The following is a 16,187-nucleotide window of genomic DNA, read 5'->3' on the forward strand; positions in this document are numbered from 1 at the left end:
CTCTGCGTGGGAATGCCTCAACGGACGCTCCGCGTTCGCCTCTGGATGGGACGCGGAGCGTCCCGGGCTGCATTCCTTTGCTGCGCGTGGGAACGATCATATCAGGGCAGCTTTGTGTTATTCGAAGGTCGGCATGCCTGGAATGCTGCCGTCGCAAGGCATGTACGTGCCACCCCGCTTGACCACTTCCCCCTGCAAGCGCCGGCAGCGTTCCAGATCCTGCTGCGCCATACGATCGATGCTCAGATTGCCGGTGGTCTGCGGCTGTTTACCGTCACCCAGGCGCAGGGTCACGAACGGTTGTTCGGGCTGAATCTGAAAGCGGCTCTTCTCTTCGACCGGTTCGACCGCCTCGGTTTTCGGCGGGCTCGGCAGTTGGTCGGTGGTAACGCCGTAACGGCTCAGAATCGAGCTTTGAGGCAGATCGGCGCAGGCATTGGCCGAACCCAGCGCCAGTGCAACGAACCCGACATACCCCTTGAAACCTTTCACGTTTGAATCTCCTGTACTCAATGGCGGCTAGCTGTAGAACGTGTGCGCACGTGCTGGCTTTAGGCCGCACTTGCTGTTTTCGCAGGGATTTGAGTCAGGTCGTGGCCATCGAGTCACTTTTGAAACCGAGTTAGCGTTCTTCGCGAGCAGCCTCGCTCCCACAGGGGATTTGCAAACGACACAGATCCAGTGTGGGAGCGAGCCTGCTCGCGAAAGGGCCCTTACCAGCACCCCATCAACCTCAGGCGATCACAACACCGTCAGCACTCAGGCTATTAAGCGACACCCCGACCAGCGTCACCGAATCGTTGCCAAACGTCAGCACCGTGTCCTGCCCAACAGTGGCGGCATGGGCACGGAAGTCCTCCGCCGGCAACACACCCTGCACACCGAGAAACACCAGTTTATCGTTGGACGTGTAACCGACCACCCGGTCCTGCCCGAACGCGCCGTTGAACAGGAACGTATCCGCCCCGCCCCCCGACTCCATCAGGTCGTTACCGGCGCCGCCGACAAACACGTCATTGCCGGTACCACCAATCAGGTGATCGTTGCCATCCAGGCCGAACAACCAGTCGCCACCGGCATGTGCCTTCAGCGTGTCGGCGCCAGCGGTGCCTTTGACGCTGGACTCGTACGCGGTGACGTTACTGCCGACCTTCAAGCCGCTGGCCGTGACGCTGTGGGTCACATCGTCCTTGAACAGGCCCCAGAGAAACCCCGGCTCTTTGGTAATGATGCTACCGATGTCGCGGGTAATGCTGATCCCGCCGTTGGCATCGCGCACGTACAGATTGCCGGCGCCGTCGTTGGCGAAGTCGAAGTTCTTCACCGCGCTTTGCAGATCGAGGGTGTTGCTGCCCTGCCCGCCAAGAATGACGTTGTAGCCGCCACTGTCGCGGAAAGTGTCATTGCCGGCGCGGCCTTCCAGGTAATCGTTGCCGCTGCCGCCCTGGATCAAGTCGTTGGCGTCGCTGCCGATGATGAACGTGCTGCCCTTGTGGGTTTCGGCGTTACGGTTGAGGTCCTGCACCCAGGTGTTGGCCCGCGCCGGGTCCGAGAGGTTGGCGACGATGATCGTCGAGTCGCGACTGGTGAGGTCATAGAATTTTGAGTCGATCACCCGGTTCATGCCGTCGCCATACGCGGTCGGCAAGTGCGAGATCCAGGTGGGAATGTTGAGGATCGAGTACGGCAGCAGATTCCACGCGGTTGAGGCGTAGTGATCGTTGAAGCTGACGATGTTGTCGGTGGCCGATACTTTGGGCGCATCGTGCACGCCGACGGAAGCGCCGGTGAAGGTCGAACCGTCGAGGGCGCGGAACACCGGGTCGTTTTCGTAGCCGACGTTGAGCACTTTGTCGGTACTGCTTTGCGTTGGCGAGGCGTAGGCGATGTAGTTGGAGTCGGCAAAGAAACCGCCCCACTTGCCGCCGCTCAAGTCGGCCATGCTGTTGACCGCCAGGCCGCCGAGGCTGTGACCACTGACCAGCACGTCCTTGCCGCTGAGGCCGTTGGCCTTGGCAAACGCCACCACATCATTGAGCAGATTGCCGAACGCTTCGCCGACATAATTCTTGGCGTAATCCTTGGGACCGAAGGCGGCGAGCAGGTCGTTGATCACGTCGCCGATGGAGTCGAGGATCAGGTTTTCACGTGGGCCGCTGGTGCCACGAAAGGCAATGCCAAGCTCGGTGAGATGGCCCTGAGCGTCGTACTTGCCGAGGATTTCCACTTGCGCGGTGGTGTAACCGGCCTTCTCGCCGAAGAAAGTTCCCCGCGCGTCGGTCTTGCCGTCGTAGCCGAGTTGCGAAGCGGTGATGGGCGTCCAGCCGGCCTTTTTCACGGCGTCGAGGGCGAGTTTTTCCGAGTCGGGGTTCCACGGAATGCCGGGAATCACCCCTTGCGAATCGGTACCGCCGAGCAGCGCCGTGACCAGCGTGGCGGGCAGGCCAAGGCCGAAACCGTTGTGCTGATAACCGGCGGCAAAGCCGTTATCGAGGTTGTGGTAGGAATACAGCGTGATTGCCATGGCATCACTGAACAACGCCTTGGAATCGGCTGTGCCGAAGTTCTTGTAGTCATACACACCCATTGCTATTGCCTCTCTCTTGTTGGAATTGTTAGAGATAGCTCACAGCCAGGGCGCCCCACGGGGACGCCCCGGAGCATTTCGATACAACACTTCTTTAACGCGACCTTTGTAGGGGCTGCCGAAGGCTGCGATCTTTTGACTTGCTCCTAAAAGCAAGATCAAAAGATCGCAGGTCGCAGCCTCGTTTCACTCACTCGACAGCTCCTACAGGATTACTGTTTAGGCGAAAACGAACGCTGAGTCCGACAGGTTAGCCACTCCCACCCCGATCAGGGTCACGGCATAGTCGCCAATCTTCAGCACGGTATCGTTGCCGGTCTGCGCCGCGTGTTGCTTGTAGTCGTAGCCCTGCCCCGCGCCTTCAACGCCCATGAACACCAGTTTGTCGCTGCCCTGATAACCGTTGATGGCATCGAAACCGAACGCGCCGCTGAACAGGAAGGTGTTGTTGCCACCCACGGCAGTCATCACGTCGTTACCGGCGCCGCCGACGAAGGTCACATGGCCCTTGTCGCTGATCAGCTTGTCATCGCCACCGAGACCAAACAGCCAGTCACCATCGGCCGTGGCGTGCAGCGCATTGCCGTAGCCATCGCCGCTGAGCGAGTGGTTGTACTGGGTCAGCTCGTTGCCATTGGTCAAGCCCTTGGCCGTAACGCCCCAGGTGATTTCCTTGCTGCCCCACCACGAACCCGACTCCTTGCTCACCAGCGCGCCGATGTCGCGGGTCATGCTGATGCCACCGTAAGCGTCGCGCACGTAAAGCGTGCCGTCACCGTCGTTGGCGAAGCTGAAGTTCTGCAGCGGTTTCTGCAGTTCAAAGGTGTTGTGACCCTGGCCACCGAGCAGAATGTTGTAGCCGCCGTCATCACGGAAACGGTCATCGCCGCCCAGGCCTTCGAGGAAGTCGTTGCCCGCGCCGCCCTTGAGCCAGTCGTTGCTCTGGGTGCCGATAATGAAGGTGCTGCCGGTGTGCGGCTCACCGCTGCGCCCCAGATTCTCGACCCAGGTTTTGCCCCGGGACGCTTCTTCCAGATTGGAGACGATGATCGTCGAGTCTTTATGCGTCAGGTTGTAGAACTTCGAATCGATGACCCGATTCAAGCCATCGGCATAGCCCAGCGAGCTGTGGGCCGACCAGTTCAGCGGATTGACAATGCTGAACGGCACCAGGTTCTGCGCGGTGGACGCGTAGTTGTCGTTGAAGTTGACGATGTTGTCGGTGGTCGAATCGTGGGGTTTGTCGTGCTTGCCCATCGAGGCTGTGCTGAACGTGGTGCCATCGAGCACGCGGAACACCGGGTCGTTCTCGAAACCGATATTCAGCACGTTATTGCCGGTGCTGCTCTGGGTGGGCGAGGCGAAGGTGATGTAGTTGGCGTCCTTGAAGAAGCCGCCCCAGTTGCTCGCGCTCAATTCGGCAACGCTGTTGACGCCGAGCCCGCCGAGGCTGTGACCGCTGAGCAACACATCCTTGGCGGCGATGCCGTTGGCAATGGCGAATGCCGCGACAGCCTTGAGCAAATTGTCGAAGGCGTTTTTCGCGTAATTGCTCGCGTAATCCGAAGGCCCGATGGCGGCCAGCAGGTTGTTTTTCAGGTCGCCGAAGGTATCGCTGTAACCGAGCCCGCCGGTGCCACGAAAGGCCACGCCGATGCCGATCAGTTTGCCGGCGGCGTCGTATTTGCCGAGCACTTCCGCCTCGGCGCTGGTGAAGCCGTCCTTCTCGCCGAAGAACGTACCCTGCGGCCCGACTTTGCCCTGATAGCCCAGCGCCGTCGCCGTGAGCGGCGTCCAGGCGGTGGCCGGCAGCGGCTTGCCGGTCGGCGTGTAGGCATATAGCGTCAGCGCGATGGCGTCGCTGTACAACGCTTTGCCATCGGCATTTTTATAATCGAACAGTCCCATGTTGTGCTCTCTCTTCCTTCAGAAACCGGCAACTCTGTGCAGAGCTGCCGGTACGCTTTAGAACTGCCAGTCGAGGGTCAGACCCACACCGTGGTCCTTCTCGTTCGAGCCGATCAGGCCGTTGTAATCCAGGTTCACCCGCACATCGCGGTTGAGCGCCAGACCTGCCCGCACGCCGACCACCGCGGCGTCGCGATCCATCGACACGCCCTGCACGGTGAACGCGCTGTTGCCGTTGGCAAAGGCCAGATGGCTGTCAGCATCGACGTTGTTCAGGTTGTGCTGCCAGCCGAGGCTCGCGCCCAGTTCCAGCTGATGCTGATCCGACAAGGCGAACGAACGCTTGGCGCGCACGCCGAGGGTCGACAGCACCACATCGCGATTGTCCTCACCGCCCTTCAGCGCGGCGGCGTCACCCTTCTCGGTGAAGCTTTCGGTATTGAGGTGCACGTAGGACAGGTTGGCGAACGGTTCCAGATTCATCGGTTGCAGGCCCAGATCATAAGCGGCCTCGGTGAACACTTGAGTGGTGGCGGCATCGTGCTTGGTCTTTTGTTTACTGCTGACGTCCCCGAACTGCAGGTCACGTTTGACGTCGACACGGTGCCAGCTGTAGGCGCCGCCGACGGTCAGCCGCAGCGCATCGATCTGATGCCCCAGGTACGCACCCAAGTGGTAGCTGTCGACCGACGCCGACGAATGCGTGCCGCTGCCCATGCTCAACGAGCTGTCGCTATAACCGGTAACGAAACCCAGACGGGTATCTTCAGCGATCAAGCCATCAACACCGGCCAGCAGGCCGCCAATGGAGCTGTTGGAGTCGGCATTGTCATGCCCACCATCGCTCTTGCCCCACGACCCCAACACTTTGACCCAGGCGTTGCTGCGATCGTCAGTCGGTGCGCTGGCATTGAACAGATCACGCTCACGCAGACGCTCGCCGACGGCTTCACGCAGGTAACGGCTGTCGTTGATCAGCATCGTGCCAATGGCCGGATGGATTTCACCGGACAGTTGCTGGAACGCTTGCTGCGCCGACGCCGCATTCGGCGACAGCAACAGGGTTTCGAACAGCGCATTGCCAGCGCCCAGCCGTTCCGCCGCAGCGCCCACCGCGCGCTGGTTTGGCGTCAGACCGACGCTGGCGAACGAAGCCTCGTTACGCCCGACGGCCAACTGGATGCCATCGGCCGAGTACGCCAGCGTGCCACCGAGGAAGGCGTAATCCGGCAACACCTGACCGAAGCGCCCTTCAATGCCGCCGGCCGCTTGCAGGATGTTGTAGCGCGTGCCGAGCAGGCTTTGCACCTCGTTGGTGGTCAGCAGTGTCGGGCTGTTTTCCAGCGACATGCTCACCGTGGCGCCTTCGATGACCGCTTTACCCGTGGCGATGATCTGATCGCTGCTGGTCGGCGACAGCTCTACGGCGTAGGTCGAACCCGGTGCAAAGGTCACGTCACCGGCCACGTTCATTGTGCCGATGGAGTTACCCGGCGCCACCGTACCGCCGCTGTTGACCGACAGCGCGCCGATGTGGCCGTTGCCGCCGAGGATACCGCCGTCATTCACCGTCACCGCCGATTGCAGCGAACCGTTAATGGCCAGACGCCCCTGATTGACCAGGGTCGGGCCGCTGTAAGTGTTGTTGCCGGTCAGCACCAGCGTGCCGATACCTTGCTTGGTCAAACCGCCGTGGCCGGAAATGTCGTTGCGCCAGGTGTCGAGGCCGCAGGTGATGTCGGTGCACACGCGTTCGGTCGGTTTGCCCTGATCGATGATCGCGCCGATGCCCGGTAGATCGGCGACAAACTGGCCGGAACCGTACGCGCCGTCGATGCGGAATTCCGCCGGTATGTCTTGCTCAGTGACGAACATCGACGGGCCATCGATGCCCTTGCGCAGGTTGATCATGCCCCAGCCGTACAAGGCGTCGATGCCCGGTGCGCCGAGGTCGGTGGCGGTGGTGCGCAAGACCGTGGCGACTTGATCGCCGGTCATGTACGGGAAGCGTTCCATCAGCACCGCCATGGAACCGGCGACGTGCGGCGCGGCCATCGAGGTGCCGTTGTAGTTTTTGTAGCCGGTGGTGAGGTTGTCGGCGTTGGTGCCTTCGATGATCGAGCTGAAGATCTTCGTGCCTGGCGCCGAGACGCAGAAACTCGCGGTGTAACCGCAGCGCGAGGAGAACGTGCTCATGATGTACGGGTTGGCGCTGGCCAGGTCCGGGTTCTTCTGCAACGCGGCGACGGTGATCCAGTTCGGCGCGATGTCCGGAACGAAATAGCCGAGGCCGGCGATGGCGTCCGGGTTGTTGAGGTTGTAGTCGTTGCCGGCGGCGAAGATCGTCACGATGCCGCTGCGCGCGGCGGCAATCGCGCCATCGTAGGCGCCACCAGGCTTGGTGCCGAGCAGCGTGCGGATCTCGTTGAACTGCAACTGCGCGTCATTGACGGTGAAATGCGGGTACGCCGGATCGCGGCCGCCGAGGTCGAAACGGTCAGTGATGCCGATGCCCCAACTGTTGTTGATGATCCGCGCGCCGCTGGCGATCAGTGCATCCCAACCGGCCTTGTACACCGCGCCGTCGTTGCCGCGAACGATGCCGTCTTCCGGACCAGGGTCACCGTTGTCGGCGCTGATGATCTGCGCACCGAACGCCACACCGTGCATCGGTCCGCCGTCGCGACTGCCGGCGGCGATACCGCCGACGTGGGTGCCGTGGGCGCCGAGTTTGCCGTCGGAGCCGACCGAGGGCGAACCGTCATAGCGGAACGCATCGCCGGCTTTGACCGGGATATACGGATCGGTATATTCGCGAATTCCGCTGGTGACCAGGGTGACGACTTTATTGCTGCCGGAAAACTCCGGGTGCGCGGCGTACACCGGCTGGTCGAAGATCCCCAGTTTCACGCCTTTACCGGTATAGCCGGCGGCGTAAGCATGATCGGCACCGATCGCGCCCAGACCCCAATCGGCCTGAAACTCGGCACTGCGCCAACTCGACGGATCGCCCGTGCGACCGCTCTCCACGTACGGCGCAGCGTGTGCCGTGCCGATTGCACAGAGTACGGCGAGCGTGAGGGATTTCAGGGCAAAGCGGCCACCCGTTTGCGCGGGGGTTTTATTGTTATTCATCCAGCGACCTTCCTTAGTGTTGTTGCGAAAAATCCGTCTCTCCGCGTGGGAACGATCAGCGTGGGTTAGAACTGCCAGTTCAGGCTCAGGCCGACACCATGACTTTTCTCGCGATTGGCCAGTTGTCCGTTGTAATCAAGGTTGACGCGCACGTCCTTGCTCAACGCCAGGCTGGCCTGCACGCCAACCAGCGCAGCATCACGCACCAGCGCTGAACTCTCCACCGCGTACGGCGTGCCGCCGCTGGCAAAGCGCAAATGCTGCTCGGAATCGATGTCGCTGAGGCTGTGCTGCCAGCCGAGGTGGCCGCTGACATCCAGTGCCTGCCGGGTCGACAGATTGAACGTCTTCACCGCCCGCACGCCGAGGGTGCTCAGCACCGCGTCACGTTGATCACCCGAACTTTTCAGCGCCGCGGCGTCGCCCTTCTCGGTGAAACCTTCAGTGTCCAGATGCACGTAAGCCAGGTTGGCGAACGGCTCCAGCGCCAGTGGTTGCAGGTGCAGGCGATAAGCCGCTTCGCCGAATACTTGCGTGGTGGTGGCATCGACCTTGGTTTTCTGTTTGGCACTGAGGTCGCTGTATTGCAGATCGCGTTTCACATCGGCGCGATGCCAGCTGTATGCCGCGCCGGTGCTCAAGCGCCACGCGCCGATTTCACGGCCGGCGTACGCGCCTAAGTGATAGCTGTCGACCTTGGCCGACGAATGCGTGCCCGAGCCCATGCTCAACGAACTGTCGCTGTAACCAGTGACCAGACCGATGCGGGTCTGCTCGTCCAGCGCGCCATCGACACCGGCCAGCAGACCGCCAATCGACGTGCTATAGCCCGCTGTGTCGTGGCTCGAATCGGTCGTGCCCCAAGCGCCGAGGGCTTTGATCCAGCCATTGCTTTGCGCAGCATTGTTATCGCGCAAACGCTCGCCCACTGCATCACGCAACTGGCGGCTGTCGTTGATCAGCATCGTGCCCAGCGCTGGATGGATTTCGCCGCTCAGTTGCTGGAACGCCTGTTGCGCAGACGCGGCATTTTCCGAGAGCAGCAGGCTTTCATACACCGAGTTGCCTGCGCCCAGACTTTCCGCAGCCGTCGCCACCGCGCGCTGATTCGGGGTCAGGCCAACACTGGCAAAAGAGGTCGCGTTGCGCTCGATACTCAGTTCAATGGTGGTGACGCCGTAATCGAGGACGCCGCCGATGAACAGATAGTTCGGTTGAACACTGCCAAACTGGCCCCATATTCCGCTCTTCGCCTCCAGGATGACGTAACGATTACCGAGCAGGCTTCTCGCTTCGACGGCACTGAGCAGGGTTGGACTGTTTTCCAGCGACACGCTGACCGCACCCAGACCGGGGGCAGCCATGCCTTCGGCAACGATTCGGTCGCTGCTCGTTGGCGACACCTCAACCTCGTAAGTCGAAAGATCCCCCATAAGGACGTCACGCATCACGCTGAGCGTGCCGATGGAGTGGCCGGGCGCAACGCGGCCGGTGCGGTTGAGGATCAATCCGCCGACCACACCAGTACCACTAAGAGTACCGCCGTCATTGACTGTCACCGTCGAAGTCAATGTACCGTCGACGCTCAGCAGACCGCCGTTGACCATGGTCTCGCCACTGAACGTATTGTTCCCGGTGAGATACAGACTCCCTGCCCCGGACTTGATCAGGCGACCCTGAAGTATCTTGTTCTCCCATGCGGCGTCGCGGGCCATGCCCACCGCATAATCCGTCTTGTCCTGCTGGCTGGCATTCTCCGGAAGCCCGTTGTACCAAGCCTTGTTGAAGAATGTTTTCTCCCACGCATAGTGCTCGGCGAGTGCTTCATCTTCGCGGGCTTTGCCTGCCTTGTCGGAAATGTCATTGCTCCAGACGTCACTCTGTCCGGCCGCCAGATTGGCATTGAACACCCCCATCAACTGCCCCGGCCCCCGCATCGCCCGGTCCAGGTTGATGACACCCCAGCCGACCTGTTCATTCGGCACTTGCGTCACCGAACCATCCAGTTGCGTGGCGGTGGTCAGCAGCACTTGCAGGGCTTGCTGATTGGTCATGTACGGGAAACGCTCCATGACCAGCGCCAATGCGCCGGTCGCATGGGGTGCCGCCATCGAGGTACCGGACTTGATCCCGTAGCCGCCGCCGGGAACGGTGCTGTCGATCTTCGCGCCCGGCGTGGTGATGCACCAGTATTTGGCGATGCCGCACTGGTTGTACTTCTGCTGATTGTTCTGATCGAGCCCGGAGACCGCCAGCCAGTGGCCTTCGAGATCCGGCTGAAAATACGGCAGTGCCGCACGCACGCTGGCATTCGGGTAGCCGCTGTTGCCGGCGCTGAACACGTTGATCACCCCGCGCCGCGAGACATCGGCCGCCGCGTCAAGCCAGGTGCCCTGGTTGTAGTGCTGGGCGTAGGCCTTCTGCACATCCGCGAGGGTGCGGTAACTGACATCTGGCGGCTGGCTACCCCAACTGTTGTTGATCGCGCGCACGCCGGCATCGGCCAGCGCGTCGTACACCGCTTTGAAATACCGCGGATCGGGATTGGGGCCGAACAGGAAGCTGTCGTTCTTGTTGGTGTTGCCGACGTAGATCTGCGCGTTGTACGCCACGCCGTGCATGCCGCTGCCATCGCGCGAGGCGCCCATGGTGCCGACGACGTGGGTGCCGTGGGAGTCGTTGTTGGGATTGAGGGTGCCGTCGACGTTGAACGGCGAGCCATCGACGTAGCTGCCAGTGGCCGTCACCGGGTGATAGCGGTCACTGGCGAACTCTGGGTGAGTTGTGTCAAAGCCGGAATCGAGGGCGCCGATTTTTACCCCCTTGCCACTAAATCCTGCCGCGTAGGCTTTGTCGGCCTGCATCCGCTCAAGGCCCCAGTCACGGAGGAATTCGGCAGTGCGCCAACTGGCCGGATCGCCAGGTTTTCCAGGTTCCAGGTATTGCGCCTGAGCGGGGTTTGCGGAAATCGTAAGCAGCAAGGTGCCGAGCGAAATAGGTTTGATACGTCCGTCCATGTTCACCATTCACTTTTATTGTTTTATGCAGGTTCTTTTGCGGTGTTGCCTGTTCCCCTCACCCCAACCCTCTCCCCGAGGGAGAGGGAGCCGACCGAGGTGTCTTGCGTCATTCATCGACCTGAAAACCTGGGTCGATTGTGGATTAGGTAAAGCACATCCCCTCACCCCAGCCCTCTCCCCGAGGGAGAGGGAGCTGACCGAGGTGTCTCGCGTCATACATCGACCTGAAAACCCCGGTCGATTATGGATTCGGTGCCGCTCGATCAGGTCGGCGTACTTCTAAAATATCCCCCGATCGGTCCCCTCTCCCTCTGGGAGAGGGTTAGGGTGAGGGCTGGTGAGCGACCACAAAAGCCTCATCCACCCGCGCCAGATCCTGCTCGTTCAAGGTCCCGGCGTAGTAATGCAACTTGGTCCACGCCATCAAATAGTCATACCGAGCCTGCGCCAGATCACGGCGCGTGGTGAACAGTTGCTGCTCGGCGTTCAACGCGTCGAGGTTGGTGCGTTCGCCACCGAGAATGCTCTGTTTGGTCGACACCACCAGCGCTTCCGCCGAGCTCAACGCTTTCTGATAAGCGCGCAGTTTGCTTACCCCGGACAAACACGCACTGAACTGACGACGCAGTTCGATCAGCGTCTCGCGTGTCTTGCCATCAAGCTCGTACTCCGCCTGTTCCATGGTGCGGCTGGCCTGACGCGTCGACGCCGACACCCCGCCCCCGGCATACAACGGCACGCTGACTTCGAAACCAATGGTGTTGGTTTCGTAGCGCTGGTTGTAGGTATTGCCGCTTTCTGATTCGTTCTGGCGCATCGAGGCATAGGCATTGATTTTCGGCAGATGCCCGGCGCGATTGCGTTCCACTTCATAACGCGCAACTTCCACGGCCTGGCGCTGCGAGGCCAGATTCGGGTTATTGCTCACCGCCATTTCGTGCCAGGTGTCGTAATTGGCTGGCATCAGCGCGAAGGTCTGGAAGTTTTGCCCCAGCGGCGCCAGATCGCCGATATCCACCGCCGGCACGCCCACCAGTGCGCCCAGTTCACGCAGCGCCGCGTCTTGTTCATTGCGCGCTTCGATCTCTTCAGCGGTCGCCAGTTCATAGCGCGACTCAGCCTCGAGAATGTCGGTGCGCGTGCCCTCGCCTTGCTTGAACATGTGCTCGTTCTGCTGGAACTGCTGCTCGTAGGCCTTCTTCTTCGCCTGGGCGATATCGATCTGATCCTGCGCGAACAGTGCCTTGGTGTAGTTATCCAGCACGCGGACCAACAGTTCCTGGCTCTTGCCGCGAAAGTTTTCGTCGGCGAACAACGACTGCGCGACACCTTTGCGATACGCGGCATACGCCTCGTAATCGAGCAGCGGTTGCTGCAGGGTCAGTGCCGAGCCGTAACTGCTGTAGTTGCGGTCATCGGTACGATTACGCGCGCGCTCATCCAGCGAGGTGGCTTTCGAGGAGTTACGGCCCTTGTTGTAGGTGTAACCGATGCGCGGCAGCAGGCCGGCACGGCCAATGGCGCGGTTTTCAAGGCCGGCATCACGCTCCTTGATCGCCCCGAGGAACACCGGGTCATTGCGCAACGCCTGTTCGTAGATCTCGAACGGCCCCATCGCCGCCACTGCTGAGTGACTCGCGAGCAGCATCATTGCCGCCGCGAGCATGGAAAGCTTATTCATACAGCCGAACATCCTTATTCCTCGGTCAACGCGGAGCCGGCCCGGTCGAGCAGCGGTTTGAACAGATAGTTGAGGAGTGAACGTTCGCCGGTGCGCACGAACATTTCTGCCGGCATGCCGGGCTTGATCACCAGACCGTTGAGTTTTTCCATGGCCTGATCGCTGACGCTGCTGCGCAGGACGTAGTACGGCACGCCGGTTTTCTCGTCGACCATCTGGTCGGCGGAAATAAGACTGACTTCACCCGGTACACGCGGGGTTTTGCTCTGGTTGAACGCGGTAAACAGAATGTCCACCGGCAAATGCGTGCCGACCTTGTCGATCAGGTTGATCGGCAAGTGCCCTTCCACTTCCAGCGTGGTGCCTTGCGGAACGATCTCCAGCAAGGTTTCACCCTGACGCACCACGGCACCTTCGGTGTGCACGCCGAGGTTGACCGCGACGCCGTCGGCGGTGGCGATGATTTCGCTGTGCTGCAGGTCGAAACCGGCGGAAGTCAGTTGTTCCGACAGGGTCACGCTTTTCAGCTGCGCGTCGGCCAGTTGCGTGCGGACTTCCTTCTGGTATTCCTCGGCGTGCTGTTGCAGCTTCAGCCGCGACTCGAGGATGCCCTGTTCCACGCGGCCGCTTTCACCGGTGTTTTCCGCCAGTTGCTGCTGCACTTGCGACAGTTGACGCTGGTACTCCATCAAGCGGTTGCGCGGGATGTAGCCGTTGTCCGCCAGCGGTTGCAGGTTGCTCAGCTGTTGTTGCAGCGAGTCGGCCTGGGCATTCAGATCGGTACGGGCGCGGCGCATGCCGGCCAGTTGCGCGGTGGCGCCTTCGATGCTCGCACGCAGTCCGGCCTGCTCGCGGTAGTAGGCCTCGCGACGGCTGCTGAACAGTTGCCGCTGACCTTCCAGCACCAGTGCCAGACGCGGATCCGGATCATTGCTCAGCTCGGCGGGAAAGGTCACTTGCTTGAGGTTGTCGCGCTCGGCCTGCCAACGCGCGAGACTGGCCCAGGCCATGCGGTACTGCGCCTGCAGCGACTGCACGTCAGCGGCGACTTGCGTCTGATCGAGGCGGAACAACGGCTGACCCTGCTTCACGATTTCGCCTTCGCGCACCAGAATCCGGCTGACCACGCCGCTGCTCATCGACTGCACGGCTTTGCGCTTGCCCGAGACCACAACCGTGCCTTGCACCGGAATGCCTTGATCCAGCGGCGCCAACGCCGCCCAAGTGAAGAAACTGCCAGCGCCGACGATCGCCAGAATCCAGCCCATGCGCGCGAAGAACTTTGCATCGCGTTCCGGGCGCTCGGTAATGTAGGCGTGTTCCATGCTCGCTTCGTTTTCAGTGTTCATGCTTGCGCTGCTCATACACCCGAATTCCTTGTCGAGGGCTGATACTGGCGACTCATGCTGAGCCCGCCCGGTGCCTGTGCAGCTTTTTCCCGTTGTTGTTCTTGCTGGCCGGAAAGTGCCTTGAGCACGTCCTGACTCGGGCCGAAGGCTTGCAGACGCCCGTCATTGAGGACCAGTAACTTGTCCGCTTGGGCCAGCACCGAAGAGCGATGCGTCACCAGCACCACCGTGGTGCCTTGCGCTTTAAGCGCGGCAATGGCGCTGGCCAGTGCCGCTTCACCGACGGTGTCGAGGTTGGAATTCGGTTCATCCAGCACCACCAGGCTCGGCGTGCCGTACATCGAACGCGCCAGTGCCACACGCTGCTTCTGGCCGCCGGACAAGCCACTGCCGTCCTCGCCCAGTTGCGTGTCGTAACCTTGCGGCAGACGCAGGATCATTTCGTGCACGCCAGCCTGTTGCGCGGCGGCGACGACTTTCTGTGGATCAGCCTCGCTGAAACGGGCGATGTTTTCGGCGATGCTGCCGCTGAACAGTTCGATGTCTTGCGGCAGATAACCGATGTAGGGGCCGAGTTGGTCGCGGTTCCAGCGATGAATATCCGCGCCATCGAGGCGCACGGTGCCGCCGAGGGTTGGCCAGACACCGACCAGCACACGGGCCAGCGTCGATTTGCCGGACCCGGATGCACCGAGCACGCCCAGTACTTCGCCGGCATTCAGATTGAAATTGACCATTTGCAACGTAGCCGTGCGTTGCCCCGGTGGGCCGGCGCTGACCTGTTCGAAAGTAATCTGGCCTTTTGGCGCCGGCAGCGCCATGGCGTCGTCACTCGGCGGGAACGCTTGCAGCAGCGCATCGAGACGACGGTAAGCCAGCTTCGCCCCGCTCCACTGCTTCCACACGGCAATCAACTGATCGATCGGGCTCAGTACACGACCCATCAAGATCGAACCGGCGATCATCATCCCGGCGGTCATGTCACCCTTGATCACCAGCAATGCGCCCAGGCCCAAGACCAGCGATTGCAGGCACAGGCGCAGGGTTTTACTCACAGAGCTGATCACCGCACCGGTGTCGCTGGCCTGATTCTGCAGACCGAGGAAGCGCGAGTGCACCTGGAACCAGCGCTTGCGCAGGGAACCGAGCATGCCCATCGCCTGAATGGTTTCGGCGTTGTGCAAATGGCTGGTGGCCAACTGGCTGGACTTCTGCGAATAACCGGCAGCTTCGCCCAGTGGCTTTTTGGTCATGTATTCGTTGAGGCAGGCCAGCCCGATCAGCAACAGTGCGCCTGCGGTGGCGAGCACGCCGAGCCAGACGTTGAACAGGTAAATCACGAACAGATAGACCGGGAACCACGGCGCATCGAAAAACGCGAACAGCGCCGGCCCGGTAACGAATTGACGAATGTGCGTGAGGTCGCCCAGCGACTGCCCGGCGTTGCCCTCGCCCTTGAACAGGTTGCGTTCGAACGCCGCTTGATAAACACGCAGGTTGAAGCGGCGCTCCAACTGGCTGCCGATGCGAATCACGATAAAGCTGCGGATCACTTCCAGCATGCCGATGAAGGCAAAGAAGCCGACGACCATCAACGACAGCATCGCCAGGGTCGTTTCGTTCTGCGACGACAGCACCCGGTCATAGACCTGGAGCATATAGATGGAGGGCACCAGCATCAGCACGTTAATCAGCGCGGTAAAGCAACCGACGCTGATCAGGATACTTTTATAGTCACCCAATGCCTTGATTAAGGGAGCGGTGGCTGGGGCCTTCGCCATCTTCATTGATTATTCCTGGAAAATATTTCCCGCCATTCATTGGCAAGATTCGAATTAATGATCCGTGCAACGTCGGAACTTGCTTTTTTCGTCTACCGCTTACACTTTCATAACAACTTGCGCGATTAACTGCGGTGCAGTTGCCATTCAGCGTTTCTTATAACCATTGCGTGGCGCTTTATATTAAAACCTTGTCGCCGTTTAAAAAATCAAGGCTATTGCGCTGCGCGCTCAAGCGTAATCACCAGACCCGATTTCAAAGTCGCCAGATAAAGCCCGTCACGTTGTCGGCTGAAAAACTGGATTCTTGAGCCTTCCTTACCGGTAATCGAGAGACCGTCAGGATCGGGAAACCAGCCGATCGGGGTTTCTTCCAGCCAGGCCTTCAGGCAGTCGGCGCCTTTGCCCAAGGTTTTGTTGGCTGCCAATTCCACGAGGCACGTATTCGAAGGCTTGTCCTGTTGCTTTAGCGCTTCTCGATCATCATCCCGGGTAGACAATGTCGCTTGCCACTGTCCGGCAAACACCGAGGGTTCTTCGAGTCTGAGGCTGCTTGCCATGCTGGTTTCTCCTGAAATCATGATGAGCGCCGCCGAAAGCCACGCCGCTACCTTGTAGGTAAAAGCTTTACTGATCATGGGAATATTCGCTCCGGCGTGTAGCCTTGCTTACCTGTTAATACGATGCAAGCAAAGAAAGCGGCGCATCACGCGCCGCTTTCCATTT

General features: G+C 60.7%; 9 protein-coding genes. All 9 read right to left on the bottom strand.

Annotation, left to right across the window (positions count from 1 at the left end; translation table 11 throughout):
- Positions 1-117: 117 nt before the first annotated feature.
- Positions 118-492 (bottom strand): hypothetical protein, encoded by a 375-nt coding sequence (locus PMI23_RS08205; protein ID WP_007914886.1) that lies wholly within the window; start codon positions 490-492, stop codon positions 118-120.
- A 241-nt stretch (positions 493-733) separates the two neighbouring features.
- A complete protein-coding gene (locus PMI23_RS08210; RefSeq protein WP_007914887.1) occupies positions 734-2,587 on the bottom strand; it encodes a polyurethane esterase in 1,854 nt (617 codons plus the stop codon).
- A 219-nt stretch (positions 2,588-2,806) separates the two neighbouring features.
- Entirely contained in the window at positions 2,807-4,495 is a 1,689-nt protein-coding gene (locus PMI23_RS08215) for a polyurethane esterase (RefSeq protein ID WP_007914888.1), read from the bottom strand.
- A 57-nt stretch (positions 4,496-4,552) separates the two neighbouring features.
- Positions 4,553-7,630, bottom strand: coding sequence for an autotransporter serine protease (locus tag PMI23_RS08220; protein WP_007914889.1), 3,078 nt, complete (start codon positions 7,628-7,630; stop codon positions 4,553-4,555).
- A gap of 65 nt (positions 7,631-7,695) precedes the next feature.
- Positions 7,696-10,656, bottom strand: coding sequence for an autotransporter serine peptidase EprS (gene eprS / locus PMI23_RS08225; RefSeq protein ID WP_443200708.1), 2,961 nt, complete (start codon positions 10,654-10,656; stop codon positions 7,696-7,698).
- 316 nt (positions 10,657-10,972) lie between these two features.
- Positions 10,973-12,343 carry a TolC family outer membrane protein gene (locus PMI23_RS08230; RefSeq protein WP_007914891.1) on the bottom strand — a complete coding sequence of 457 codons (1,371 nt, stop codon included), beginning with the start codon at positions 12,341-12,343 and terminating at the stop codon, positions 10,973-10,975.
- A 2-nt stretch (positions 12,344-12,345) separates the two neighbouring features.
- Positions 12,346-13,695, bottom strand: coding sequence for an HlyD family type I secretion periplasmic adaptor subunit (locus tag PMI23_RS08235; protein WP_007914892.1), 1,350 nt, complete (start codon positions 13,693-13,695; stop codon positions 12,346-12,348).
- Entirely contained in the window at positions 13,692-15,467 is a 1,776-nt protein-coding gene (locus tag PMI23_RS08240; RefSeq protein WP_007914893.1) for a type I secretion system permease/ATPase, read from the bottom strand. The genes PMI23_RS08235 and PMI23_RS08240 overlap by 4 nt, the downstream gene beginning before the upstream one ends.
- Before the next feature lie 209 nt (positions 15,468-15,676).
- Positions 15,677-16,099: an AprI/Inh family metalloprotease inhibitor gene (locus tag PMI23_RS08245; RefSeq protein ID WP_157279735.1), complete on the bottom strand. Its 423-nt coding sequence runs from the start codon at positions 16,097-16,099 to the stop codon at positions 15,677-15,679.
- Positions 16,100-16,187: the final 88 nt, after the last annotated feature.

The sequence above is a fragment of the Pseudomonas sp. GM24 genome, assembly GCF_000282235.1.
In the GTDB taxonomy this organism is placed as follows: Bacteria; Pseudomonadota; Gammaproteobacteria; order Pseudomonadales; family Pseudomonadaceae; genus Aquipseudomonas.

What these genes read in the sequence shown, in the direction of transcription:
- PMI23_RS08210 (WP_007914887.1), bottom strand. Translation starts at nt 2,587, where the DNA reads ATGGGTGTGTATGACTACAAGAACTTCGGCACAGCCGATTCCAAGGCG.
- PMI23_RS08215 (WP_007914888.1), bottom strand. Translation starts at nt 4,495, where the DNA reads ATGGGACTGTTCGATTATAAAAATGCCGATGGCAAAGCGTTGTACAGC.
- PMI23_RS08220 (WP_007914889.1), bottom strand. Translation starts at nt 7,630, where the DNA reads ATGAATAACAATAAAACCCCCGCGCAAACGGGTGGCCGCTTTGCCCTG.
- eprS (WP_443200708.1), bottom strand. Translation starts at nt 10,656, where the DNA reads ATGGTGAACATGGACGGACGTATCAAACCTATTTCGCTCGGCACCTTG.
- PMI23_RS08230 (WP_007914891.1), bottom strand. Translation starts at nt 12,343, where the DNA reads ATGTTCGGCTGTATGAATAAGCTTTCCATGCTCGCGGCGGCAATGATG.
- PMI23_RS08235 (WP_007914892.1), bottom strand. Translation starts at nt 13,695, where the DNA reads ATGAGCAGCGCAAGCATGAACACTGAAAACGAAGCGAGCATGGAACAC.
- PMI23_RS08240 (WP_007914893.1), bottom strand. Translation starts at nt 15,467, where the DNA reads ATGAAGATGGCGAAGGCCCCAGCCACCGCTCCCTTAATCAAGGCATTG.
- PMI23_RS08245 (WP_157279735.1), bottom strand. Translation starts at nt 16,099, where the DNA reads ATGATCAGTAAAGCTTTTACCTACAAGGTAGCGGCGTGGCTTTCGGCG.